Here is a 24,476-nt window from a genome sequence, read left to right as displayed (position 1 = left end):
ATTTTCGTCTTTAACAGGTGACCCTGCTCGTGGTTGCGGCCCATGCGCATCCCTGTCTTCGACGTCCGCGCGCGCCAGTTCCCTTCACCCTCCGGTACGGATCTGCGCGCTGCGCGGGAGTGGATAGTCTCGCGAGATCGTCTCCTGCAAAAATCTTGTAACTGCCTTGATGCGAGGCAAGTACTGCAGGTCTCGATGGACGGTCATCCATATCGTTCTGCTCACCTTTACCTGTCCATCAAGAATCTTCACCAAGCCAAAGCGCTCCGCCTTGGCGAAGGAAGGGAGCATCACGATGCCGGCTCCGGCGACCGCAGCGAACATTTGGGCAATCATGCTTGACGATTGAAAGCCGACTTTGGGCCTGGTGATGGCCTCGTCCAGCCACCTCACAGTGTCGAGCTGAATCAAGTCATCAACGTACGTAGAGAACTGGTGGTCAGGCAAGTCGGCTGGGTTTTCCGGAGTGCCATGTTTGGACAGGTAGTCCGAAGATGCGTAGAGGTGCAGCGGGAAAGCGCCGATGGGAACGACATCCAAGGACTTGCCATCTGGAGGAAAGAAGCTCAGAAACACATCTGCCTCCCGCTGGTTCACATGCATCTGTTGAGTGGTCGTGACCAGCTCCACTGCGATCTTCTGGAATCGACCCGAGAATTTCACGAACTCGCCGGCCAGGTACAGAGAGGCGATCCCTTCCATGGTGCCAACTCTGACCGTTCCGGACGGCTCCTTATGGGAGCCTCCCAAGAATTCTCCAAGCGCCACCACGTTGGATTCCATGGCTTCGACGTACTCGAGCAACGCTTGACCACGAGCTGTAATGTGCAGCCCCTGGTTGTCTCGCTCGAAGACCGGTGCGTTGATCGCCTCCTCCAAGCGACTAATGTGCCGACTAATCGTCGACTGGTCGCACTTGATGCGGCGCGCGGCGCCCCCAAGGGTCCCGGAACGTGCCACCTCAAGGAAGATTTTCAGGTCATTCCAGTTCGGATTGATTTGAGACATAGCGCGAAAGTCACGACAGGGTTTTTGCAAGGATAACTGCGGTTTTAGGGGAAACCCTATAGGCACTTTCCCTGTGCAACCCGCCCCAGATAAGGGCAAACGGCGCCTTGCATATTTGCAAGGCGCCGCGCAGAAGTTCGGCTTTTCACATCATGCGGCCATCTCTAATCTTCGCTTGCAGCAGCCCCCCCAGCCCCTCTCCGCGCCTTGCATCTGTACCCTTGGACTGCGAGGCGCTCATCCCAACCGTTGAGGTTCGTTATGTCCAAACAAACCGATTGCCACATGCTCTTCAACCATCCGGATTTTGGCGCGCTTGTTCGCCAGCGTCGGCGTGTTGTTGTCCGGCTATTTGTCATCAGCATGGCGTTCTTCTTCTCACTGCCGCTGGTGTCGACGTTTGCACCTCAACTCCTTCTTATCAAGGTCACGCCGTCCACCACGCTAGGCCTTTGGTACAACGTGGCGCAGTACTTCATCGGCGGCGCCATTGCATGGCGCTACGCGATTCAACTTCGGCGTCTTGACGCAATGGCTGCGTCTCTCACGACCGACGCCAAGCCAGGCAAGTCGACGGTCAATGCCTCTGTTGCACAACGCACCATTGCCTGAGAGGCTGCCATGACAAAACGAATCTTCTATGCGGTACCGTTTGCCGTTGCCAGTAGTGCCGCGCTAGCGGACAACCCAACGCTGGTGAGCGCCGACAACCGCGGGCTAACCTTCGGCGTCTTCGCCGTGCTGTTCCTGCTCACACTCGGAATTACGTGGATCGCTGCCCGACGTAATTCCACGGCCAGCGACTTCTACACCGCTGGCGGAGGTATCGGTGCGCGAATGAACGGGCTCGCCATTGCAGGCGACTATCTCTCTGCAGCGGCCTTTCTGGGTGTCTCCGGACTTATTGCGCTCTACGGTCTGGATGGCATCAGCTACGTGGTGGGCTTCTTTGTATCGTTCATTCCGGTACTCATCCTTATTGCTGAGCCCTGCCGAAATCTCGGGAAGTTCACCCTTGGGGACGTACTCGCGTTCCGCAACAACTTCCGAGCAACCAAGCTGGTGGTCGCCGTATCCAGCATCCTCGTCGCGCTCTTCTATATGGTGCCGCAAATTGTTGGGGGCGCCGTAATTGTACGTGCGCTAATTGGTATCCCCTATGAGCTCTCGGTGACGGCGGTCGGTACCCTGATGCTGATGTACGTCCTGTTTGGCGGCATGCGGGCAACCACTTCGGTGCAGGTTCTCAAGGCAGTGCTTCTGATCACCTTCTGCCTAATCCTCGTCATCCTCTCCTGGATGCCCTACGGATTTAACATCGAAGCCTTCTTCAGCGGGGTCATCTCTAATGTCTCTATCCAGCAACACGTTCAAGGGCTTGTTGCAGGAACGTCGCCGCTGAGCGTGGCCGATGCCGGTCAGCGCTTGCTCGCGCCCGGCTTGTATCTGAAGAACCCCCTCGAGCAAGTTTCTCTTGGCCTGGCACTCGTGCTCGGGACAGCCGCAATGCCGCACATTCTGATGCGCTTCTTTACGGTACCCAACGCGAAGGCAGCACGGAAATCCGCGCTGTACGCGATGTTCGCCATTGGCCTGTGCCACCTTCTGATTGTTGTCATCGGATTCTCTGCGGCGCTAAACGTGGGGCCGAAAGCCATCTTGGCGATGGACAAGGGAGGCAATCTTGCCGCCCCGATGCTGGCGCAATTCTTGGGCGGTGGCCCCGACAGTCTGCTCGGCAACTTTATGCTGGCCATCGTTGCAGCCGTGTCATTCGCCACCATTGTGGCGGTGGTCGCAGGCTTGACATTGGCGGCCGCCTCGTCGCTCGCACACGACGTCTATGTTGGAGCCATCAAGAATGGCGTTGCAACCGAACGCGAGCAAGTCACGGCTGCCCGCATAGCCACGCTACTGATGGCGGTCATCTCTGTGGGAGCCGGGATCGCTGCCAAGGGCCAGAACGTCGCACAGCTTGTTGGTTTGGGATACGCGGTCGCTGCGTCCGCCAACCTTCCCGCCCTGATCTGCACGCTGTACTGGCCCCGCTGCAGTACCGCGGGCGTCGTAGCCGGAGTGCTGGGTGGCACGATCCTATCTATCGGCCTGGTGTTGATATCACCCAATATGACCTATCCGCTGCTACAGAAGGAGGCGGCCATGAAGACTGTCGCAACGCTCTCGAAGCAAATTTCAGACGCTCAGGATAGCGATGTCCGACAAAAGCTGGAAGCCCAGCGTGTGATTGCGCAATCCACCGCAGCGAGCATTTCGGACGATGCGCGCAGCATTGTGGGTCTGCACAGGCCACTCATCAAACTGCGCAACCCAGGGATCATCTCCATCCCATTTGGCTTCCTTCTTGTCTTCCTGTTTTCCCTGCTTAGCCGCAGCCATTTGTCTGAATCGCGTTGGGCTGAGCTTTCCGTTCGACGTGAAACTGGCATCGGCGCCGCTGAAGCCGTGGCGCATTAATCTTCTTGGAAAGGATCCACCATGACTCTCCCCATTGTCAAAGTCGCTGCTGTGCATGGAGCGCCCGTCTACATGAATGCCGCTGCAACGGTGTCGAAGGCGATATCGTTTATCGACGAGGCGGCTCGCCGCGGAGCAGAACTTGTTGTGTTTCCTGAGTCCTACATCCCGGGATTCCCCGTGTGGGCGGCACTTTGGGCACCCATCTACAACCACGACTGGTTCCGCCTCATGGTGTCAAACAGCATCCTCGCCGATGGCCCGGAAATCGCGCAGATTCAAGCTGCCGCCCGGCGCAACGGCGTGTTTGTATCCATGGGGTTTAGCGAGAGCACTGAGGTCAGCGTGGGTTGCATCTGGAACTCCAACGTCCTCATTGGGGACGACGGCTCAATCCTCAATCACCATCGCAAGCTTGTACCGACCTTCTATGAAAAGATGGTGTGGGCACCTGGCGACGGCCATGGACTTCGGGTGAGCAACACTCGCATTGGACGCATCGGTGCGCTGATCTGCGGTGAAAACACCAACCCCCTCGCACGATACGCTCTTGCAGCACAGGGCGAGCAGATTCATATCTCCGCATGGCCAGCCATCTGGCCGACCCGGATGCCCGGTTCGGGTCAGAACTTTGACAATCTGGCAGCAAATCGCATCCGAGCCGGCGGCCACTCGTTCGAAGCAAAGGCATTTGGCATCCTCAATGCCGGCTTCATGGACAAGACCATGTACGAGGCCCTCGCCACTAGTGGCGATCTCCAGGCCATTGAAGTACTGGAGAACACGCCTCGCGCGGCAACGCAGTTCCTGGACCCAACTGGCGCAGTTATCGGCGACACGTTGCAAACAGAAGAAGGAATCGCCTACGCGACGTTCGACATCAACGCCTGCGTCGAACCCAAACAGTTCCACGACATAGTAGGTTATTACAATCGCTTCGACGTATTCAACGTCGAAATCGACCGTCGGCGCCTCACACCAGCGAAGTTCTTACCCGAGGCAACGGTCACCGGTCAGGCACAACCGAGCGTTGAGCGAGCCGGCACCGAAGAGGCAGCGTCTGCCGATATAGCCTAACTGATTTTCGAGAATCAGCGACCGGCTAACGCCGGTCGCCGTCTTCTTGCTGAGTTTGGCATGGGCAACCAGCTGAGCCTAGGGCGCAACGCCTCCCTACGCGAGGCACGCGACCAGGCCAGCGTGGCTGCCCTCGAACAACGTCGGCTCTATCAGGGCGGACGCGTGCCTTACCTTTCAAGCCTCGACGCCGACCGCACGCTGGCCGATACCGACGCGGCGCTTGCCAGTTCGGACGCACAGGCGGCGTACTACCAGGTGGACCTCTTCCAGTCACCCGGTGGAGGGTGGCAGCGCAGCGAGCAACCAGCTCGCGATTGAGCATGCCCGCTCGCTTGCAAGCTAGACCGGTGCCTGCAAGTCAGCATCCGCTTTCAAGTAGGGTGCTGCAAAGTGGGGGACATCGCCTATGGCCGAAAAGCACCAAGCTTCGGTCGCTCGCAGTGTGCTATGCGAATCTCCGTGAGGGGTCGGCAAGAGACAACCGGGCACCCTTACCGGCGGCGGCACCTCGCTGCTCAGCCTCACCCTGGCCGGTGAAGCGCGTCGTTGGCAGCGGAGGTGGCCGGTACCGGCGGCTAGGTCGTGCGACATAACCGGCAATTATGTCTAGATTTTCGGCTGTACCTTGTATCGCAGGAGATACAACCGATGGCTTCGGCAATGCGGCGTCAATGGGCGATGGCGCAGCCACCACTCGCTCCACTGGTTGATTGACCGCTTCGGCAGTTGGAGCGGCCAGCCGCCCTCTCCCACGGGAGGGCCAATAGCGGCGCTGGACATTCGGTGTGGAGCGGTCGGATGTCCCTTCCTCGGCCGATCCAGAGTGGTCGGGGTCAGCAAGTCAGCGGCCTTATGAGTTGCGCGTCGGTCGATTGCCCTACCCCCTTCGACCACAAAAGCTTTTCGCTTGATGCATTGGGTCTGTCGCCTCACCTAAGCGCGATATTGCCCGTGCATCGCGTCGGATGCCTGCAAGTCAGAATCGGTGCACGATGCCGGTATAGATGCCCTGCTGACTTGCACCCGCCAGAGGCTTGTTGCTGCCGGCCTCGACTGAGAACACCGCATTCCCGCCGTTCAAGACGGTACCAACCGTCCCGTAAAGCAGGGTGCGCTTCGAGAAATAGTAATTTGCGCCCAGTGCCAGCAAGGTTCCATTGCCGGCAGCATGGTTCCGGATTGCCCTGTATGCACCACCAATCAGCGTCAGCGCTGGCGATGCCTGGTAATTCGCGCCAAACCAGAACTGTTGCTGCTTATTGGCGGCCATCGGATTGTCGGCATCTGCCACTGTTGCGCCGCCGGAGCGTGTGAGACTATAGCCCCCGAACAGCTTCAGGCTGCCCACCACATACGCGGCGCCGGCCTCATACAGGCGTGAAGCAGTGTATAGATTGGTAAATTCCCCATCGGCATCTCGAATTTCTTCGTAGATTCCCTTAATCAAAATGGGGCCGTTCTCGAAACTCACACTGCCAGCCAATTGCCTGCCGGCGTTGAAATTGCCTGCCATACCATTGAGGCCTGCCTGCGCCCGGAACGAGAGTCCTCCCCAGTCTGGTGAAGTGTAGGTAATGGCATTACCACGGGACCCCCAGCTTCTGCCATTTTGAAGTGTGCCAATGCTGGTGGCCTGCATGCCCATCGGATCGAGGGTCCAGCCCTCCGAGTCAGGCAGCCCCATGGCGCGACCGAGCCACAGGGTTCCATATGTGTTGCTGGAAAGCCCGACAACAGCGTAGCGGCTGAAGAGGCCTGTACCCGCTCCCAGCCCGTCACCCGATGAAAATGCGCTCTCCAGATTCATCACCGCGCTCAGGCCTCCACCCAAGTCCTCCCTGGCCCGGAGCCCCCACAGGCTTACCCCCCATTGATTGCTGCCGTAACGCAGCAAGCCGCCGGTTTGCCCGTTTCCGGTGGCGATCTTGTTCATATAGTCGACGCCGCCGGCAACTCGCCCATAAAGGGTGATACTGCCCTGCGCATTCGCGACCGCCGCCACAAGCAGCATGATCGCCGCCACAGCGGCCCTGGCACACTGCCGCTTCTTGCCATACCTCAGAAACATCTGTCCCTCCACCACCAGCTTCAATTGCTGACTTAGCTACGAAAATAGTCCCATGCTGCGCGTCGCAGAATCTCGTCAGGTCGGAGGCAATAGCATCCCTGCCCGTTCGTGAAATTCGAACAGACCTCACACCCTGATTTGCCCTTTTATGACTGGCGACTCCGACAGCGCCTCACAGGCCTGTCTATCGAGGCGACTGATCTTGCCCCCGAAGAGTGGAGTTCTTAGCCCTATGTTCAAATACGAGCAAGGAGCTAAGAGATGTCAGGCAAGCAAACGCGAGCGAAATACACGCAGGAATACAAGTTGGAGGCGGTTCGCCAAGTGAGGGCCGGCCAATCGATTGCGGTCACGGCCAAGGTTCTCGGCATTCCCAAGGGTAGCCTTGGGGCTTGGATGCGTCAGAGTGAAAAGGGAGAACTGGCGGCAGGGACGACTGGCAAGCCGGTGACCGTCACGCCTGAGCAGATGGAGCTGGCTCGGCTGCGGGCGGAGAATGCGCGCCTGAGAATGGAGCGCGATATCGCAAAAAAAGCCGCGGCATACTTTGCGCAGGACGTGTTGCAAGGTATGCCTGGATTTACCAAGTGAGAAAGCACTGGCCAGTGAGTATCTCGTGCGAGGTGCTAGGCGTGAGCGCCAGCGGGTATTTCGCTTGGCGCCAACGGCAATCAACCAACCCCGGCTCCGGTGAACGCCAGAGTGACGAGGCCGTGCTGGCCCACCTGCGCGCCATCCATGCCGAGGTCAAGCAGGAATACGGTTGGCCGCGCATGCATAAAGAGCTGCTCGCGCGCGGTGTCAGGGTGGGCAAGGAGCGGGTGCGTCGCCTGATGCAGCGGCATGGCCTACGCGCGCGCACCAAGCATAAGTTTGTTGTCACCACTGACAGCAAACACAACTTGCCGGTGGCCGCCGACCTGGTGCAGCGCAGGTTCACCCCTGAGGCCCCGAATCAGCTCTGGAGTGGAGACATCACCTATAGTACGCCCAGCCAGCGTAGCCCGCCCGTTTGGGGGTGAAGCTGCTTGAGCATGTTTGGAATGCAGACCCGGTGGAGTTGACATTGCAGTACCGGGGCATGCCCTTCCTCTGCTGCGAGGGGAAGTGAGCCGAAGCGGCGGTGACCTGCTGACACTGGCAGGGTGACGTAGTCCGTGGGAAACGGGGCTTGCGGCGAAGCGGTTACGCCAAGATGAGTCTCTAGGCTGAGCATGGGACGGTTGAGGAACACGAACCTGTTGAAACGCATCTGAGGGTTGAAATGTCACCCCTGCCCACACCGCTTTATGGGCAGGACGCGGGCTGCTGCCGGGCATACATATGGCCCGGGGGCACGAGTACTGACTGGACATGTATGCCGGACAGATGGAACCACGGGGAGCGCGCAGCTAGATCGTGGTGTCCGCGACGACTTGCGGCAAGCAAGGATAAAAGACTGCGACAGGCAACCTCGCCCATGCGTTGAGTCCAGCATGTGAACTGGGGAAGGTTTGCACAGATGCCAAGGGAGTGTGCCCCCGATGATGTGCAAACTGGCGGAGCCTCCGTAGTAGTCCGAGGTCGGGAAAGCCGGCCGCATGGCGAAGGGAGGCAGTTGAAGTGGTTTGTTGAGTTGATTAACTGACCGTAGTGAGGTGAAGACCTTTGATAATCAGTGAAATGCAAAGCAAACTGGCGACATGGTCGACGGAGAACAAAGAGCGCAAGTTCGATCGACTCCTGAGGCTGATTGCCAATAGGGATTGGCTGAGTGAAGCGGCTCGTATTACGCTGGCATCCAGCGGAGCGCGCACGCCGGGTGTAGACGGGGTCGACAAGGACATGATGGAAGCGAATCTCCAGCATGAACTGGCGACAATACGCGACGAACTGTTGGAGGGCTCATATTGTCCGCTGCCTGCAAGACGCGTGTACATACCGAAAGCAAACGGAAAACTCAGACCTCTCGGCATACCGAGCCTGCGGGATCGGATCGTGCAACGGGCAATGTTGATGGCGATGGAGCCGATATGGGAGAGCGATTTCCACCCGGCTTCATATGGCTTTAGGCCTGCCCGTAGCGTACATCACGCGATTCGCGCGGTGAAGCTCCAGCTACAAGACAGCGGTGAACAAAGTACTGCGGGACGTTGGGTTATCGAGGGCGACCTCGCCAGCTACTTTGATACGGTTCATCATCGGCTGCTCATGAAGGGGATTCGCAAGCGGATTGCCGATCAGCGCTTTCTTGCCCTGCTCTGGAAGTTCATCAAGGCGGGTTGTGTTGATCGCGAGCTGTTTCGTGCTGCAAGCGAAGGCGTTCCTCAGGGCGGTGTCATCTCGCCTCTCTTATCCAACATCATGTTGCATGAGTTCGATGCGTGGATGGAACGGAACTACCTGAACAAGAAAGTGCGGAAGGATCGGTGGGCGTGGAACTTCGCAATTCTCAAACAGCGACCCATTGCTGTTCGAGAAAGCCGGCAGTGGAAGCCAGCAGTGTCCTACTGTCGATACGCGGACGACTTTGTGATCGTGGTCAAGGGAACCCGTGAACATGCTGAGGCAGTACGCGAAGCGTGCCGTGGGTTCCTTGAAGGCGACCTGAAGCTCACGCTAAATATGGAGAAAACCCATATCACGCATGTGAACGACGGCTTTGTCTTCCTCGGTCACCGGATTATTCGCAAGCGTGGGCCACGCGGCCGCATGCGGCCTGTGACGACCATACCGTGGGAGAAGTATCGAGGCTTTGCCGGGAGGCTCGTAAAGCAATTGTCGGGCAACTACGGCATGAACAGGATGGACCTGATGGAAAGCCTGAATCGGCAGATCGCTGGCTGGGCTGCCTTCTATCAATACACCGACTATACGGCCACCATGTTCAAGAAAATAGACCGAACGGTCTTCTGGAAACTCGGATACTGGCTCGCGCGCAAGTACCGGCGCGGGTTCAGGTCGCTGATGCGCGACTGCATCCGGGCGCCGGAACCGGGACAGGCTACAACATGGGTGTTACAAGGCCAGAACAGTCGGGGGTGGTATGGGGTGGTGGCGCTTCGACGTCTCGTTACCAGTCGCAAAGGTCGTTTTACTTGGCGGACCCTGACAGAAAATCCGTTTATCCTGCGCGATGAGACACGCCGTACCATCGAGTCGCGCTACCCCGATGTCGCCTTTGCTATGAGCAACACTTGAACGGAGAGCCGGATGCGCTGAGAGGCGCAAGTCCGGTTCGGAGAGGAGAGACAGGGAAATAGTCCGACTACGCCCTGTCTCTTACTCTACTCGCCACCGATGAGGGGTGGTTGTACCTGGCCGCCGTCATTGACTTGTTCAGCCGCCAGGTGGTGGGCTGGAGCATGGCGCCACACATGCAGACCAGCCTGGTCCAGGACGCCTTGCGGATGGCCTGGTTCCGGCGCCGCCCGGGTCAGGGGATGATCTTCCACAGTGACCGTGGCAGCCAGTATTGCAGCCACGAGTTCCAGCGCACCATGCGCGACTGGGGCATGCGCTCGTCCATGAGCCGAAAGGGGAATTGCTGGGATAACGCGCCGACCGAGAGCTTCTGGGGACGGCTCAAGACTGCAAGTTTGCACGGAAGAAAGTTCGCCACCCGGCGGGAGGCCATGGACGCGGTGCTCGACTGGATAGCCTTCTATAATCACCGGCGGCTGCATTCTACGCTGGGTTACCTCAGCCCCATGCAGTACGAGCAACGCTGGCACGCGGCACAGCGTAAAAAGGCCGCATAACTCGGGAGCTAAGAGCTACACCAAACAGGGGCAACATCACAAGTGATTCACAGCGTCGCCGTGTGTGGCGCGATACCGGAGGTAGCTACGCAGCGCGCCGGCCAACGTTCCGGCGCTGGCGACACTCCATCGCTGGAGCATCTCGGTGAAGAACTGGCGCAGATGATCTGCGGTAAGCGGTAGCAGATTGGTTCGATCGGCGCTCACGCGCTGCTCAATGAATGGCCGCAAGGTGCGCAGGCGCAAGGTACGCGTGGTCGGAGCGAGCCCTCTTGCCAGGCGCATATAGTCGTCGTAATGCTGCAACTCCTCGTCAACGATGTCATTGCCTCCCTCGGTGATCGGAATGCCTTGCTCGTGAAGTAGCGCCCTCAGATGCGCTAGTGCTGCATGATGATGACCCCGATCGCGAGACACCTCTGGCGGACAACCGCACTTGGCGAGATGTCCATCAAGGAAGAGCTCGGGATGCTCCACTGACGCGATTGCGCCACCGCGACGTCGCTGCGCCCAATGCGCAAAGTGGGCCAGGCAGTACGTATAGGAGCGCACAACCTTGCTGGCATAGCGACGCTCCACCAGTCGTTCCCGGAACGGTTGAACGAGTTCGGCGATGTTGCTGCGGAGCAGCCATGAAGTTGCTGTTGGACGGATTGAAGCGAGTGCATCCATAAGACCTCCTGTGGTTGGGCCACTCTTACGTAATGCGAAGTCCATAGCTGCATCGCTGCCATCGATCGCGTATTGCGCAGGGCTTCACGGGAGCCCCGACTTCCCGACTTCGCATAAGCGGTCACTTCGCATAATTCCTCGATGCGCGGATGGAGAACTTCCTGCGCGGCCACGTCGGCGCCTTCGCTCACTGGGGCGGGCTCGGCAAGGTCATTCTCTACGATAACTTGAAGAGCGCCGTGCTCGAGCGCCAGGGCGATGCGATCCGCTTCCACCCGACGCTGCTCTCGTTTGCCGGGCATTACCGGTTCGAGCCCCGTCCGGTGGCGGTGGCGCGGGGCAACGAGAAGGGCCGCGTGGAACGGGCGATTCGCCATATACGGGAAGCCTTCTTCGCCGCGCGGCACTTTACCGACCTGGACGATCTGAACGCGCAGGCCGAGCACTGGTGCCGCCACCAGGCGGCCGACCGGCCGTGTCCGGAGGATCGCGCCATGACGGTACGCGAGGCCTTCGTCCAGGAGCAACCATTACTGCTGCCGCTGCCGGACAACCCGTACCCGGTGGAAGAGCAGCTCGCGGTCAGGGTCGGCAAGACACCATATGTGCGCTTCGACCTGAACGACTACTCGATCCCGCACAAGCATGTGCGCCGCACGCTGACGGTGCGTGCCGACCCGGAGCAGGTCCGTGTGCTCGACGGCGTTGAGGTGCTCGCCAGCCATCGCCGCAGCTATGACCGCGAGGCGCAGTCGAGGATCCCGCGCACATCCGCGAACTCGAAGCATACAAGCGACAGGCCCGCCAGCATCGTGGCGTCAACAGCTTGGTGAAGGCCGTGCCGGCCAGCCAGTTGTTGCTCACGCGCGCGGCTGAGCGCGGCGCGAACCTCGGTGCGCTCACTACCGTGTTGCTGCGCCTGCTCGATCGCTATGGCGCGCCCGAGTTACAGGCTGCGGTCGAAGACGCGCTTGCTGCCGGCGCGCCGCACACGAACGCCGTGCGTGCCGCGCTGGAGCGCCGGCGCGCTGCGCGTGGCACGCCGCCGGTCGCGATGGACCTGCCCGAACATGTGCGGCGCAAGGACACGCCGGTGCAGCCGCACCGGCTCGATACCTACGATCAACTGACCAGAGGAAAATGATGATCATGACCCTCGCTGACTCCCTGCGCGCACGCGCGCAAGCCTTGCGCCTGAACGGGCTGGTGGAGCACTGGTCCGAGGTGGGCGATGCCGACTGGGTCGCCCCGCTCATCCAGTGGGAAGAACACGAGCGCGCCCACCGCTCGCTGCAGCGGCGCGTGCGTGCCGCGCGGCTGGGCAGGTTCAAGGCCCTGAGCGACTTCGACTGGAAATGGCCCGAACGCATCGATCGCGCGGCCATCGAGGAGTTGATGTCGCTCGCCTTCCTCAAGGAGGCGACCAACGTGGTGTTCATTGGCCCGAACGGCGTGGGCAAGTCGACGCTCGCACAGAACGTGGCACACCAGGCGCTCATCCATGGCCACACGGTACTGTTCACCTCCGCGGGGCAAATACTCGGCGAGCTGGCGGCGCTCGACAGCGACTCCGCCTTGCGCAAGCGCCTGCACCGCTACGCCGCGCCAGACGTGCTGGTGATCGACGAAGTCGGCTACCTCTCGTACTCGAACCGTCATGCCGACCTGCTGTTCGAGCTGATCAGCCGCCGCTATGAGACCCGCAGTATGATCGTCACGACCAACAAGCCGTTTGGGCAATGGTCGGAGGTGTTCCCGAACGCCGCCTGTGTCGTCTCGCTGGTCGACCGGCTGGTGCATCGCGCCGAGGTCATCGCGATCGAGGGCGAGTCCTATCGCCTGAAGGAAGCGCGCGAGCGCACCGAGTCCCGCTCCCGACAGCGGGCAGCGAAGAAGGTCATCACGGAAAAAGGAGCCTCTGAATGAGCCACACCCCGTTGCCCCCCTCGGGCCGCCGGCGCGGCTTGCCGTTCATCGTGCCTGACGACTGGACCCCCGAGCAGGCACTCGCCGTGTTCGAACTGCTCGACGATCTGCGCGAAGTCGTCAGTTCGTACTACGCGTGCCAGATCCAGGACCTGACCCGGCAAGACCGTCAGACCCATCACCATCCGCCGGACGACGATCCGCACGACCCGTTCTGACGTCCGCCGCGCGCATCACGTCGATTCGAAACCAAAGGGGCCTGCGGCCCCTTTATTGTTGAGCGTTACGCTCAACCTTGCGCCGCCGTTTATGAGCGGTTTTACACCGCCGCTAACAGTCAATCCATACGCTGCCCCGACGCAGGCTCTTTCGTAGCGACATCATCGTGCAGGCAGCGAAGGCCTGATAGCCGCGCTTTGGGTCAGGGTCATGGACGAGGTCATGCCACGCCGTGCCAACGCCGGTCTCCACAAAGTCTTCTGGCAGAGCATTGAGCTTCCTCGTCTGCATGTCGCGCCACGCCTTGAGGTTCGCAAAGCCGGGATCGTCCTCCCTGCCGCCGAATTCCAGGTCTTCCAGGCCCGACAGCAGAGCGTGAACCCGCTGATGGTCACCGGTCTGCGCCGCGGCGCACGTGTGACGCAAAGCTCGATTGCGCCGCGTCGGTGACGATGGCCAGGTGCTTCAGGGCTTCATCCACTCGCTGCTTGGTGGACTTGCTCTTGTCTTGCAGAACGGCCTTGGCCTTGAGCGCCTGCTGCCTGTCTTCCACGGCAGAACGGGTGTGCGTCGACTGCGCCGTGCTGGCCGCGCGTCGGAACAGATCCTGGCTGCGTCGGCTGATCTGGTGCATCGCGATATCGGTGAGTTCCAGCAAACTCATCCGTAGAAAGCACACCAGTTCAAGCGCCTGGGTGCTCTCCTTCAGTGCTTTGGTCTTGGCCGGGCGCCTTGCTTGTACCTTCTGCGCATAGGCACGCAGTTTGGGCAACGCGATGTCATCCAGGTTCCACTCGTGCAAAGCGAGGGACTTCAGGTAGCGGACCTTGTCCAGCGTTTCAGCGAGGTTCTTGGGGCCGTTCCGCCTGGAGGGCGCCTTGATCCACTCGAGGTGTGTTGCAGAGCCGTCAGCCCGTGGACTGCGGACGGATTCCATGCAGTGCTGCAGCGTGGCTGCCGGCACTGCGCGGTTGACCGCTGCCAGCATTTGCGCCTCGTAGGCGGAAAATGCATGCCGTGCCAAGTCGGTGATCTGGCGCTGGCCGGGAATGAGGCGGCAGCGATCGTAGAGCCATCGCTGGGCGGTGGTTACAAGTTCATCCACGTGTGCCGCTGCGGCAGCTTGCACGCGGAGCATCTCCAGCAAAGCGGCCTGGCTGGTGACATCGAGCGCCTTGATGCCAAGGTGCTCCTTGACCCATTGCTGATGCTCGTACAACGTCGGGCGTCGTTGGTACAGCGTCTTCAGGCTGGCAATCGACAGCAGCGGCGCGGAGAAAGCTTCGCACAGGTACCGAAGGAGATTGCGCGGAACGGCAGCAAACCGGTCCAACGGCCGACCGAAGGCCCGGCGGCAAACGAGCTGGAAGCTCTCCCCACAGCATCATGGGCAACTGAGAAGTCTATGCGGGTACATAGGGCGCTGTAAGCGACATGACGCAAACCAGCACCTCGCCTAAATTCCTACGGTGGCTCAACTGATTCTAGATTGGCATAATGCCGCTAAATCTTTTCGTTTGATCGTCCTGAATCGCTTTCAAGCGTCGCTCGGGGCGTGGGCTGCCTGCGGGAGCGTCCGGAAAATAGTGCGGAGATTCTGGGCTGCATGACAATCTCGACCAGATAGGCGACAAGCAACGCGATAGGCGTTGCCACGGCGAACGTCTGCAGCTTGCCCAGATCCAGCGAGCTTACGAAATTCAAGATGGGATAGTGCGTGGCATACAGGCCGTAGGAGATCGGTGCCAGCTTGCTGCACAACAGGAGCGGTCGCCGCGGGAGCGACGCCACGCGTGACAGGGCAATGCCGGCCACCAGGAACAACAGTGCGGCACCGAAGTGGCGAATCTGGCCGAACGGTTCCAGCCCGGGCGATATATAGGCATGCATGACCAGGGCGTGAATCGCAGGGATCAGCCATATCACTGCGCTTGCCGCGACGAGCAGCAGAGGGAACCGCTGCGCGCGAAAGGTGAGCGCGGATTCCTCCCGATACTGCCGCGCCAGTTCCAGTCCAGCCCACCAGATTGCAAAGTAGCTTGCAAACAGTGCAGGCTGGCTCGGATACACGAGATAGCTCGCAGTGCCAAACAGGCTGATACTTGCCACGATCCAGCGTTGCACCGTCACGGACAGGCGCAAAGGCCGCAGAAACAGCCACGCAAATCCGAGATAGAACCACCACTCATACGACAGCGACCACAGCGCGATGTTTGAGCAGAACGGAGCGAACCAGGCACCGTGCTTGATAGTAGGCAGATCCTGCAACATGAGCAGGTTCGCCATCAGCGAAGTCGGCTGGATGCAGTCCGCGCGGTCCGTTAAGGCGGCGACCAGCGCGGCCAGCAGCAGCGCCACAAGGAAGATGGGATAAATGCGGATCGCCCGTGCACGCAGAAATGATGCGACGGTCTGCGGCCGCTTCGCCGACGCACATGAGTGGTAGATGACGAACCCGGACACAAGGAAGAACAAGATAACCGCTTCCTGCCCAAATCGGAATAGCCACTCGAAGATTGTGCCGGGGAAAGGGTGCAGGTGGTGCACGAATACATACGCTGCGGAGAATCCTCGGATGCTTTCCAGTGCTTCGAGCTTTTTCATCACGACCTCTATCACTTAGCCAGAAGGCATTGCCCGATCCGCAGAACGGGAGCAATTCCGTAGGCGCGCCGATATGCTGCAATGCTCTGTCGGACCACGCACGCAAACCGCAGCGGCAAACGGCTGTACCTATCGTGCGAGTCTAGTGATTTTGGGTGTGAGGGAGGCGCTGCCCTGGAAGGGATTCGGTTCGCTATCGCTCACAGGGGCTGAGAACTCAGCGCCCCTCGATCAATTCGCCAAACAACTCCCTGACCCTTGTTCGTGCGTCAGCGAGCGCGGCGCGGCCCTGCTCTGGCCCTGCTCGGAGACCGCGCCAAACCGGGGGCTGACTAAGCGGCAAGGCGGTGGCCCTCGCCTTGAGAAATGGAGGGATACCATCGTTCAACGTAAGACCGAAGCTGGTTATTGAGTACGGCGGTCCGGATTTGCAGCAGGTTGTGCGCGTGCCGAGGCCGCCAGGCCATCTGCTGCCGTTTGACGAATCGCGTGCTGACCACCTGGTTGACGGCCGACTCAACGAACCCCGATGCAATGGGCTCCCCATGCCGATAGCGGTCACCGTAGTTCACGATGAAGTGCCGGTTGTTGTCGAGGTAGACAATGAACTCCTCGAGCTTGCCGAGGAGTTTGGCCTCTTCGGGGCTGGCCTCAGCTTCCAGATCCCAGCCGAGGCTTTCCATGGCGCAACGCCGGATAGGGGCAGCCGTGCCACAGGTGCCACTTGGCGCCATGCAGCGCCTTGATCAATGCTGGGCCAGTGCGGACGGACGCTGGGTGAACTGCGGCTCTAGGCCGGGGATCGCGGCCACAGGCTTGAAGGCCCACCTTGGAGAAAAGGGGGGTAGGCCATTTCATGATCGGGCGGTTCAGTCGAGAGCCAGCTTCTGGATCAGATCGGCTTGTGCAGGAAAAGCCTGTCTCAGGTCGGCAAGCTGATCGGCGGTCGGGTTGAAGCTGTCGCGAGGGTCGTAGCCGGGCGCCAGACTGCAGCTCACCAGCACGTAACCGGGCCCCAGAAGTTCCGCTCCGAACCAGTGGTTATGCGGAGCAACTGCCTGCAAGACCTGTCCCTGATCCAGATCCGCACCGATGTCGATGGTGGAGTAGGTCCCGTCGGGGGAAAAAATGTGCAGCCGCACCGCACTCCCCTGGTGGTAGAACCACTGCTCGTCCTGGTTCAGGGCATGGAGACGGAGCAGTTCTCCCTCTTTCAGCAGGTAGTAGTTAGTGGAGTAGAAGTGGCGATCGCCTGCGAAGCGCTCGGGCAGGGATGCGCTGCGCACCCCTTCCCCGCTGCCTGGCCCCGGCGCAAAGTGCCCGCCTACGCCAGTGGGGGTGAGCTCGAGCTTCTGGATCAGATTATCCGCCTCCTCGTCGGCGGCGGGGAATCGTTTGGAGAAGCAGACGGTGATCCCAATGATCTCTGTCCCTCCCTTCTTTCGCAGCAGGCCCTTTTGCGTCACGATTTCCAGGGCGGTCGTTCCGCCGTCCGCCGTCGGCACATCGATGGTTTCGTGGAAGTTCAGCAGGGGCTGGCCGCTCGCCATCACCGCCTTGTCGTGTGCCACATGGGCTGCGCGGGAATCGGCGCTGCCGATCAAGGCATCCTTGCTCTGTCCCACCAGATCCGCAAAGTTCTGGTTCACCCAAAGGAAGACAGAGTCGTGGTCCTTGATGCAGAAGTAGACGCCGTCGGCTTTGTCGAGCACGTCGCCCACACCCATCGGCGGATCGGTCGGGAGCATCTGGTTGTTTCGATCGACGCTGGGCATGGCTCAAGCCGGCGCGTCGCAGGGCGCTGAAGAGAGTCCGAGCTGCTGGTCGGCGAGATCCTGGGCCAGTGCCACCATGGTCATCGTGGGGTTCCAGGAACCACTGGCGGGCCACAGGGCGCCGCCGGTCACAAAGACGTTTTCGACGCCGTTGGGGCGATAGTCCAGGCCCACCACACCCTCGTCGCCGGCGCCGATCCACAGCGTGGAGCCCTCGTGGACCAGGCCGCCGACCCGCCGCTCCTCAATGGAGGGGCGCTCGGAGGACCAAGTGCCGGTATTCGGATCGCCGTGCCAGTACTCCACATTGCCCTTGGGGGCGAAGACGCGCTCCATCATCTGGAATGTGCCTGTGTCCATGGTGTCCCAGGTCATCCGGTCGTTTTCGTTGGCGAGCACCTGCAGTGTCACGTTGGTGGTGGGATCCGCCTGCCCGTTGAGGTGGAAGTAGTTCTTCGGGTTGCGATAGTCCATTTCGCCCAGCACCGCGCAAACGAAAACGAGGTAGTCCTCGGAGGAGCGCAATTGTGCAATCGAGGCCGTCGCCACGACATCCGGCATGTAGCGGGCTGCTTTCTGGGCATTCTTCTCCGGCTCCCGGTCGGAGAGCACTGAGAGCTGGACGTGGTACTGCATGTTGTTGTCCTTGTTCTTGCCGGCGAGGTAGATCGCCGCCAGCTCCAGTTCGCCAATGCGATGGCCGAAGTCGAAGTCCTTTCGCGGCACACGGGCGACCACCGAGGTGATGAAGTGCGCGGTGAAACGATCCCCGGCCCGCTTCATCTGCGGGAAGGAGTTGAGAAGGAGCGTGGTGGGCGGCAGCGTGCCCATGGCCAGGATCACCTTGGCGTGGCCGACGTTGAGCATCCCGCGTGAAGTATCCAGCGCGGTGGCCACACCGTCCTGTTGGTGGATACGCTCGACGATGCAGTTCGTCACGATGCGAAGGGGGCTGCCGGTGCCGGCCGCTGCCAGATCGGCCTGCTTCGAGGCCAACTCCATGATCACCGCCGGGGTGGAGAACTTGGCGAAGTCCACCCCACTCGCATCGCCCGCCCCCGCCGCGAGGGGCGCTGGCATCCAGCGGGTCGCCGACTCGATCAGGCCGATTTTCTCGTTCAGCATCTCCTGCAGGGCGGTCTGCATGATGCCGTAGGTTGGCCGCTGGCGGGCGATGATGCTCTGCAGTTCAGGTCCGGAGGCGGCGTCGATCTTGTCGGCGGGCACCACGTTGAGCAGGGTTTCGGCCGAAGCGAAGCGGGCTTCGGCGGCGGCGATGGTCTGCTCCGGCCAGAAGGCCATCTCATCGCGCGTGGGGCGGGGGCACCAGGCGCTCCACATGATGCTGCGTCCCCCGAAGAAGGGCACCATGCCATGCTGCCAGTTGATATGCCCGCTGGGCTGGTTGGCCGTCTGGCTGGAGAGCGTCCAGGGGAAGGTTTCCGTCAAGCCGCCGAGGGTGTGCTGGTAGGGAATCGGGAGGTTCTGAAAGTGCTCGGGGAGGAAGAACGGGCCGCGCTCCACCATCAGGATGCGCGTCTTCGGCCTCGCCGCCAGGATGCGCTCGCAGAACGCAAGCGCACAAAAGCCGGTGCCGATGACGATGTAGTCGAACTGCTCTTCCTCCCGAACCTGTTTCCACCCGGTTTCAGACAGGAAGAACACGTAATCCATCACCTTCTGCGGGGTGGAGATCTGGGGGCCGGGAGTGGGATAGCCATGCGCAAAGTTCGGCGAGCTGGAAACGGCGGTCATTGATGCCTCCAATCCATGGTGGGAGGACGGCATGTCGTCCTCGAAAGGCTCTGGACACTCTGTGGGCGTGCGACGGTTTGCTGCGCTGCTCTTTGCTGCTGCGAACGTTATCTAGACAAGCTAGCAGATGGGAACTGGATTACAAGGACGGAGAAAATTGTTGATCCGTTTGCGTTGGGCCGAGGCGCCGAGCGAAACGGGGCCTTGGGCCGAAAAAACGGAAGGTCGCCTTGCATAGGTTCCGTGTAGTGGTCTAATTTCCTTGGACAGGTCGATAGGAGGACAATCCGGAATCGACGAGGAAAGAGCTAGATGACAAGAAGGCGCCGACAATTTGACGCCAGCTTCAAGCTGGAAGTGGTACGGATGGTACGAGACCAGGGATTATCGGTCAGCGAAGTCTGCCGGTCGATGGAACTTGGTGAGACGGCCGTTCGCCGCTGGGTGGCGCAATACGACGCCGAGCGCGCCGGCGGCCCGGGCGAGGGCAAACCGCTGACGGCCGAACAGCAGCGCATTCGGCAGCTCGAAGCGGAGAACCGACAACTGCGCGAGGACAATGCGCTGTTAAAAAAAGCGTCGGCCTTCTTTGCACGAGAACTGAAGTGAGTTATCGCGTGGTAACTCACTTGCAACAGGAGGCCGTATCGGTCAGTAATGCCTGCCGGGTTTTGCAGGTGAGCCGCTCTGGCTACTATGCGCACCGGCGTGCCAAGCCGAGCGCAAAGAGCCTGCAGGAACAGACCCACGTCAAGGCAGCGTTTGCTGCCAGTGGTGCGAACTACGGCAGCCGGCGCGTGATGCATGCGCTGAGGGCACAAGGACTACGTATTGGCCGCTATCGGGTCCGCACGCTAATGCGCGAAACGGGATTGCGCGCGAGATGGAAGCGCAAGTTCGTCTCGACGACCGACAGCAGGCATACGCTACCTGTGGCAGCGAACGTGCTCGACCGGCAGTTTGACGTGGCCGAGCCCAATCGCGCGTGGGTTTCGGACATCACGTATATCCGCACGGCGCAAGGCTGGTTGTATCTGGCGGTCGTGCTGGACCTGTACTCGCGTCGTGTGGTTGGCTGGTCGATGGCTCCCACCATGCCGGCCGGACTGGTCATGTCGGCACTGACCATGGCGTTGCAGCAGCGCCGGCCAGAGCCGGGACTGGTCCTGCATTCCGACCGGGGCAGCCAGTACGCGAGCGATGAATACCAGGCGTTGCTCAAGCAGCATCACGTGGTTTGCAGCATGAGCCGCAAGGGAAATTGCTGGGACAATTCGGTGATGGAACGGTTCTTCCTGAACCTCAAGATGGAACGCGTGTGGCAGCGGCAGTACGCCAACCACGATGAGGCACGGCGCGACATCAACCAGTACATCATCGCTTTCTACAATCCGGTGCGCTTGCACTCCACTTTGGGCTATCTGTCGCCCGCCGCCTACGAGACGGAAACGACAGTGAAAGAACCTATCTGCCTGTCCGAAATAACTTGACCACTACACCGGTCCTGTGTAAAGGAAAGCGCTGGTCCAGGTGGCGGCAAGCAGGATGACGTCACGCGAATTTGGCCTGACAGCAGCACGCCATGGCCGCGCCGATGGCCAGCGCCGCCGCCCAGCCGCCGAAATGGGGCGTGACGACCAGCATGGCCGACAACAGGATGAACAATTGCCCGCTTGTCGTTTGGGCACGCGCGATGAATGGCTCCGACGCGTCGATAGCAGGAATGCGAAAGCGCGGCAGACGGGGGTATCTGGCACTTTGCCGTGAGCCGATGGTGCCTCGTGTTCGGCCTGGGGTGAGATCGGCATCATGCGGCGGAGTCTTCGAGCCATTGATGCAGCGCCCGTCGGTCAACTTTGCCACTCAAATTGAGCGGCATGCTTTCCAGGGGAATGACCCGGCTTGGGAGCATGTACGGCGGAATCCGAGTCCTGAGCGCGTTGATGACCTGCTCGGCATCGATGGTTAAAGCGCCGACAAAGCAGACAATGCCGCGCGCCATGCCGTCCGCCAGCGGCCAGGCAACAGAGCCGACGACATCGGCGCCGGAAACAGCGCGCAGATGGGCGTCGATTTCTTCCAGTTCGACACGATACCCCAGTACTTTGAGCGGCAAGCGGAGCAGGAGCTGTCATGACCGAGTTCATCATCAAACCAAAGTGTCCGACCGGCACGGGTTGGATCATTCTACCTGCCACATTCGGCAGCTTCGCCGAGCGACACATCGACTACCCGTTTAGCGCGAGAAAGCGAGCGACCTACCACAGCTTCGACGGTACCCGCTTCCTTTCCCGTCCAAGACGAGACGGGCAGATGCCCTTCTGCCGCACAAGCAATCTGGACGCTCAGCGAGCAATTCCCGCCCTTCTCAGTTACCGCAATTTGAATCGCATGGCCGCGATACTGGTACGTACTGACTTCGCTCATGGTGGCGCCCCTCTCCGTTGCAAGGATCGTAGCATGAAGCACATGACAACCCAGACCCTCGACGGCGAGGCCGGCTGCGTCCCCTCCGACTGCGAGCAATACCGCTATCGCCTCTGGCGCCACTGGGATGCCAGCCGGCCGACGCTGGGCCTCATCATGCTCAACCCATCGACGGCCGACCACCAAGTCAACGACCCGACGATCACGCGGTGCTGCAGGGGTGGCTTTGATTTTGATCTCGCGGCCCGAGGGGTGTTGACGCTTCGCGCCTGGCACAGAGTCCGTCGGTGGGCGTGCGCACCGACCTGCCGCCGGCGCTGGACCCAGAATATGGGCCCCAACCAAGGTGTCCCATGCGAGCAACTGCCGTGCGACGTCATCTGGAGCGCCTCGGCATTCCCTGCCGCGGGGTCACGACCCATCCAGGGCTGGCTGGCATTGTCGTCATTAACGATGATTTGCACGTCTGCATATTCCCTGACGGATGGATGCGTCTCGGGCAGTCGATCGCGCCAGGTCGCTTTCGTTTCGCCCCGGCCACGCGCTCGGTTGACATGCTGGCTTGGCAGATCCGCCAGCGGCTCAATGCCAGGCCATGACTTTGAGCAGGCACGGTGTTCGGTTGGCGTACCGCTGTAGCCGATCGAATGCAGTAATCCCCGGACGCTACGGCCGCGCTAACTACTCTCAATGCGAACGCAACTCCTGGTCGTCTATTTCGCCCTGGCCCTTACCTTTTTCTTCCTGCCGCGCTAGCCCGTCACGCTCTCACGGGCTCCCTCGCTCCGTTTCAGCGTCCCATGCGCCTTCCCGTAGCTACGGCGCACGGTGCGGGAGCGGCAGGCCGCAAACTGCGTTCGCTCCGAAAAAAAACGGCGCCCTTGCTGGCTGCTGCGATTCTCCTGATGCGACGGAGCGGAAAGACTGGGTCAGCGTTGCCTTTAACATGCCAGGGTCCTAGGCATCCTGCGTCGTGCGCTCGATGATTCGGTCAAACACGAGTTCGCTCCACCCCTCGCCGCGGCCGGCGGACTTGCGCCGGCCGACCCAGGTGAGCGTGCGCCCACCGATCCAGCGCGCACGTTGCCAGGACCGCTCGACATAGATGCCGGCACGCGGGATCTCTTCCTCCTCGATGAAGTACGGCGAGCCGGGTTCGCGCAGCAACCGGCCACGGGGCGGTGCGGCACCCGCCATCCGGGCGCGCTGCAGGCGGACTTCACTCACGCTGTCCTCCAGATGCACGGGGATGAAGGGTATCCAGTTCCTGGGGGCCGTGCTGCCGGCAAGGTAGCGAATCTTCGCTTCCTCGCTTGCCGCGGCGGCCGGGGCGGGCTCACGGACGCGCGACTGGTCATTGCCGCTCATCCCCGTCCCCATCTGCGAAGGCACGATGCTTTCAACGCCCCACGCCATGTTAGCCATTTCATCGCGCATGAAATTGACGCGCTCGATCGGCGGGCTTTCGAGGACGTGGCCGACCGCGGGCACCAGGTAGAAGCGGCTGGCCGCGTCGCGGCGGTCGCGCTCGGTGAGGTGGAACAGCGCGAAGCGCTGCCAGGCGGTTTCCGGTGCCCGGCCTGCCGGACGGATATAGGTGTGCCGCCCGAAGGTATCGTCCACCACGATGCCGCGGATTTCGCAGAGCGTATTGACCGGCATCGGATGCGGCAGCATAAACCAGTCGTTGGAATAGATCAGGCCAAACTCGGCGAGCATCAGATGAAGCAGCCCGGTCGCCGAGGTCTCGATCTTGCCGAAATCGGTCTGCGACTCCTCCATCTCCCAGAAGCGCGGCCGCGGCTGGCCTTTGAAGCGGACCGGGCCGGGCAGGAAGGATTCGACTTCCTCCGGCGGCGCCGCCGGAGCGGGGTCGTCCTCGAGCGGCAGCTTGCGGCCGCCGACCAGGTCGAACGAGTACCAGTCCAGTCGCCCCTCGTGGTACTGCTCGGCCAGCAGCACCGGCTCGGCCGCATCCGGCTCGGGCGGCCCGGCGAGCGCAAAGCGGTATTCGAGATGATTGGGCAGCCAGGCGGCACCGCCCGCCTCTTCCGGCTGCGCGAACATGCGGCCGATGGCGGCGGTGCAGGATTGCGCGAACGCTGCCGCGATGCTCTTGAGCTGGTCCTTGTCGCCGCCGGGTTCGCCGTCGAGCCAGCCGTCATGCGTGCCTGCCTGTACGGCGCGCACGATCGCAACGCCATCCGCGATTTGCCCCGCCAACGCGGTGCGGACCTGCTCGGCGTCGGTGTCCTCGACCTTGCGCGCGGGATCGCCCGGTGGCGGGGCCACCGGCAGCACGCGCAGCGGAAAACGGCCGAGATACAGCGGGTAGTGGCCGTCCAGGCCGGCCGCGCGCAGCCGTTTCAGGAATTGCTTGCCCCATCGCACGGCGAACACCGTATCGCTGTAGACCTCCCCACTGACTAGTTCCCGCAGGACCAGCGGAATCGGCTCGCGCTCGACATAGGTTTCGAGCGCGATGGCTTGCGGATCGAAGGGCGCGGCCCCGCCATCGGCCAGCGCGACCCGGTCGATCGGCTGGTGGCGGTAGGCGATGCGGGAGGTGACGGGCGAGGCGGCATCCTCCCCCTGGAACTCACCGAACTGCCACTGGCGGGTCAGCATCCAGAGCGGATCGCGCACCTCCGCGCGCAGGCTGCGCGTGAAATCGAGGGTGCGCGGCCGCGATTCGAGCCGGTTGAACGCCACTATCCGTGGCAAGCG

At 61.2% G+C, this 24,476-nt stretch carries 20 protein-coding genes and 4 pseudogenes; 13 read left to right on the top strand and 11 right to left on the bottom strand.

What is annotated here, in order from left to right:
- Nucleotides 1-84: 84 nt before the first annotated feature.
- Complete coding sequence (locus tag AC10V3_RS25725) at nucleotides 85-1,008, bottom strand: LysR family transcriptional regulator (RefSeq protein WP_349604477.1); 924 nt, start codon at nucleotides 1,006-1,008, stop codon at nucleotides 85-87.
- Between the two features lie 261 nt (nucleotides 1,009-1,269).
- Between AC10V3_RS25725 and AC10V3_RS25720 the strand changes: the two genes are divergently transcribed.
- Genes AC10V3_RS25720 through AC10V3_RS25705 form a run of 4 tightly spaced genes read left to right on the top strand, consistent with a single transcriptional unit; the run spans nucleotide 1,270 to nucleotide 4,881 of the window.
- Nucleotides 1,270-1,620: a DUF485 domain-containing protein gene (locus AC10V3_RS25720; protein WP_349604478.1), complete on the top strand. Its 351-nt coding sequence runs from the start codon at nucleotides 1,270-1,272 to the stop codon at nucleotides 1,618-1,620.
- A 9-nt stretch (nucleotides 1,621-1,629) separates the two neighbouring features.
- The gene (locus AC10V3_RS25715) at nucleotides 1,630-3,483 is read left to right on the top strand and encodes a solute symporter family protein (RefSeq protein ID WP_490924192.1); all 1,854 of its coding nucleotides are present in this window, start codon (nucleotides 1,630-1,632) and stop codon (nucleotides 3,481-3,483) included.
- Nucleotides 3,484-3,504: 21 nt separating this feature from the next.
- A complete protein-coding gene (locus AC10V3_RS25710) occupies nucleotides 3,505-4,560 on the top strand; it encodes a carbon-nitrogen hydrolase family protein (RefSeq protein WP_349604482.1) in 1,056 nt (351 codons plus the stop codon).
- A 60-nt stretch (nucleotides 4,561-4,620) separates the two neighbouring features.
- Entirely contained in the window at nucleotides 4,621-4,881 is a 261-nt protein-coding gene (locus AC10V3_RS25705; RefSeq protein ID WP_349604484.1) for a hypothetical protein, read from the top strand.
- Nucleotides 4,882-5,539: 658 nt separating this feature from the next.
- Here the strand turns inward: AC10V3_RS25705 and AC10V3_RS25700 are convergent.
- Nucleotides 5,540-6,631: a porin gene (locus AC10V3_RS25700; RefSeq protein ID WP_041681046.1), complete on the bottom strand. Its 1,092-nt coding sequence runs from the start codon at nucleotides 6,629-6,631 to the stop codon at nucleotides 5,540-5,542.
- A gap of 261 nt (nucleotides 6,632-6,892) precedes the next feature.
- On the opposite strand from AC10V3_RS25700, the pseudogene AC10V3_RS25695 reads away from it, so the two are divergent.
- From AC10V3_RS25695 to AC10V3_RS25685, 3 genes and pseudogenes are all read left to right on the top strand, one after another.
- A pseudogene (locus tag AC10V3_RS25695) lies at nucleotides 6,893-7,614 on the top strand (IS3 family transposase); the annotation flags it as partial.
- A 679-nt stretch (nucleotides 7,615-8,293) separates the two neighbouring features.
- Nucleotides 8,294-9,811: a group II intron reverse transcriptase/maturase gene (ltrA, locus tag AC10V3_RS25690; RefSeq protein WP_490924191.1), complete on the top strand. Its 1,518-nt coding sequence runs from the start codon at nucleotides 8,294-8,296 to the stop codon at nucleotides 9,809-9,811.
- Between the two features lie 80 nt (nucleotides 9,812-9,891).
- Nucleotides 9,892-10,371 (top strand): annotated as a pseudogene (locus AC10V3_RS25685) (IS3 family transposase); the annotation flags it as partial.
- 36 nt (nucleotides 10,372-10,407) lie between these two features.
- On the opposite strand, the gene AC10V3_RS25680 reads toward AC10V3_RS25685, so the two are convergent.
- On the bottom strand, nucleotides 10,408-11,043 hold the full coding sequence (locus AC10V3_RS25680) for a hypothetical protein (RefSeq protein ID WP_490924190.1): 636 nt from the start codon (nucleotides 11,041-11,043) through the stop codon (nucleotides 10,408-10,410).
- Between the two features lie 149 nt (nucleotides 11,044-11,192).
- Between AC10V3_RS25680 and AC10V3_RS25675 the strand changes: the two genes are divergently transcribed.
- From AC10V3_RS25675 to AC10V3_RS25660, 4 genes are read left to right on the top strand one after another with little or no spacing between them, the layout of a single operon-like run.
- Nucleotides 11,193-11,876: a Mu transposase domain-containing protein gene (locus tag AC10V3_RS25675; protein WP_454752871.1), complete on the top strand. Its 684-nt coding sequence runs from the start codon at nucleotides 11,193-11,195 to the stop codon at nucleotides 11,874-11,876.
- Nucleotides 11,870-12,187 carry a hypothetical protein gene (locus tag AC10V3_RS25670; protein ID WP_454752870.1) on the top strand — a complete coding sequence of 106 codons (318 nt, stop codon included), beginning with the start codon at nucleotides 11,870-11,872 and terminating at the stop codon, nucleotides 12,185-12,187. The genes AC10V3_RS25675 and AC10V3_RS25670 overlap by 7 nt, the downstream gene beginning before the upstream one ends.
- Before the next feature lie 5 nt (nucleotides 12,188-12,192).
- The gene (istB, locus tag AC10V3_RS25665; RefSeq protein ID WP_454752869.1) at nucleotides 12,193-12,969 is read left to right on the top strand and encodes an IS21-like element helper ATPase IstB; all 777 of its coding nucleotides are present in this window, start codon (nucleotides 12,193-12,195) and stop codon (nucleotides 12,967-12,969) included.
- Nucleotides 12,966-13,187, top strand: a complete 222-nt coding sequence (locus AC10V3_RS25660; RefSeq protein WP_022535025.1) for a hypothetical protein — start codon at nucleotides 12,966-12,968, stop codon at nucleotides 13,185-13,187. Before istB ends, AC10V3_RS25660 begins: the two co-directional genes overlap by 4 nt.
- Before the next feature lie 118 nt (nucleotides 13,188-13,305).
- On the opposite strand, the pseudogene AC10V3_RS25655 reads toward AC10V3_RS25660, so the two are convergent.
- The 5 genes and pseudogenes from AC10V3_RS25655 to AC10V3_RS25635 all read right to left on the bottom strand — a co-directional run.
- Nucleotides 13,306-14,554 (bottom strand): annotated as a pseudogene (locus tag AC10V3_RS25655) (DUF4158 domain-containing protein); the annotation flags it as partial.
- A 137-nt stretch (nucleotides 14,555-14,691) separates the two neighbouring features.
- On the bottom strand, nucleotides 14,692-15,792 hold the full coding sequence (locus AC10V3_RS25650; RefSeq protein ID WP_454752868.1) for an acyltransferase family protein: 1,101 nt from the start codon (nucleotides 15,790-15,792) through the stop codon (nucleotides 14,692-14,694).
- Nucleotides 15,793-16,124: 332 nt separating this feature from the next.
- A pseudogene (locus AC10V3_RS25645) lies at nucleotides 16,125-16,542 on the bottom strand (ISKra4-like element ISBte1 family transposase); the annotation flags it as partial.
- A 119-nt stretch (nucleotides 16,543-16,661) separates the two neighbouring features.
- Nucleotides 16,662-17,567 carry a cupin domain-containing protein gene (locus AC10V3_RS25640; RefSeq protein WP_490924189.1) on the bottom strand — a complete coding sequence of 302 codons (906 nt, stop codon included), beginning with the start codon at nucleotides 17,565-17,567 and terminating at the stop codon, nucleotides 16,662-16,664.
- Nucleotides 17,568-17,570: 3 nt separating this feature from the next.
- Nucleotides 17,571-19,322 carry a GMC oxidoreductase gene (locus AC10V3_RS25635; RefSeq protein ID WP_454752867.1) on the bottom strand — a complete coding sequence of 584 codons (1,752 nt, stop codon included), beginning with the start codon at nucleotides 19,320-19,322 and terminating at the stop codon, nucleotides 17,571-17,573.
- Between the two features lie 312 nt (nucleotides 19,323-19,634).
- Between AC10V3_RS25635 and AC10V3_RS25630 the strand changes: the two genes are divergently transcribed.
- Nucleotides 19,635-20,812 (top strand): IS3 family transposase gene (locus AC10V3_RS25630; RefSeq protein WP_490924188.1). Its coding sequence is split into 2 segments (ribosomal slippage): nucleotides 19,635-19,902 and nucleotides 19,902-20,812, totalling 1,179 coding nucleotides; the frame shifts between segments, so codons are not numbered across the junction.
- A 317-nt stretch (nucleotides 20,813-21,129) separates the two neighbouring features.
- On the opposite strand, the gene AC10V3_RS25625 is transcribed toward AC10V3_RS25630, so the two are convergent.
- Nucleotides 21,130-21,438 (bottom strand): hypothetical protein, encoded by a 309-nt coding sequence (locus tag AC10V3_RS25625; protein WP_022535017.1) that lies wholly within the window; start codon nucleotides 21,436-21,438, stop codon nucleotides 21,130-21,132.
- A 71-nt stretch (nucleotides 21,439-21,509) separates the two neighbouring features.
- The gene (locus tag AC10V3_RS25620) at nucleotides 21,510-21,749 is read right to left on the bottom strand and encodes a hypothetical protein (RefSeq protein WP_349606118.1); all 240 of its coding nucleotides are present in this window, start codon (nucleotides 21,747-21,749) and stop codon (nucleotides 21,510-21,512) included.
- Here AC10V3_RS25620 and AC10V3_RS25615 point away from each other — a divergent pair.
- Complete coding sequence (locus AC10V3_RS25615; RefSeq protein ID WP_454753535.1) at nucleotides 21,636-22,388, top strand: DUF1643 domain-containing protein; 753 nt, start codon at nucleotides 21,636-21,638, stop codon at nucleotides 22,386-22,388. The two genes, AC10V3_RS25620 and AC10V3_RS25615, sit on opposite strands and share 114 nt — an antisense overlap.
- A 318-nt stretch (nucleotides 22,389-22,706) precedes the next feature.
- On the opposite strand, the gene AC10V3_RS25610 is transcribed toward AC10V3_RS25615, so the two are convergent.
- Entirely contained in the window at nucleotides 22,707-24,461 is a 1,755-nt protein-coding gene (locus AC10V3_RS25610) for a hypothetical protein (protein ID WP_349606114.1), read from the bottom strand.
- Nucleotides 24,462-24,476: the final 15 nt, after the last annotated feature.

It is taken from the genome of Cupriavidus sp. PB-02, from assembly GCF_058252315.1.
Note: the sequence above shows the minus strand (reverse complement) of the source record. Positions and strands in the feature narration are given on the sequence as shown.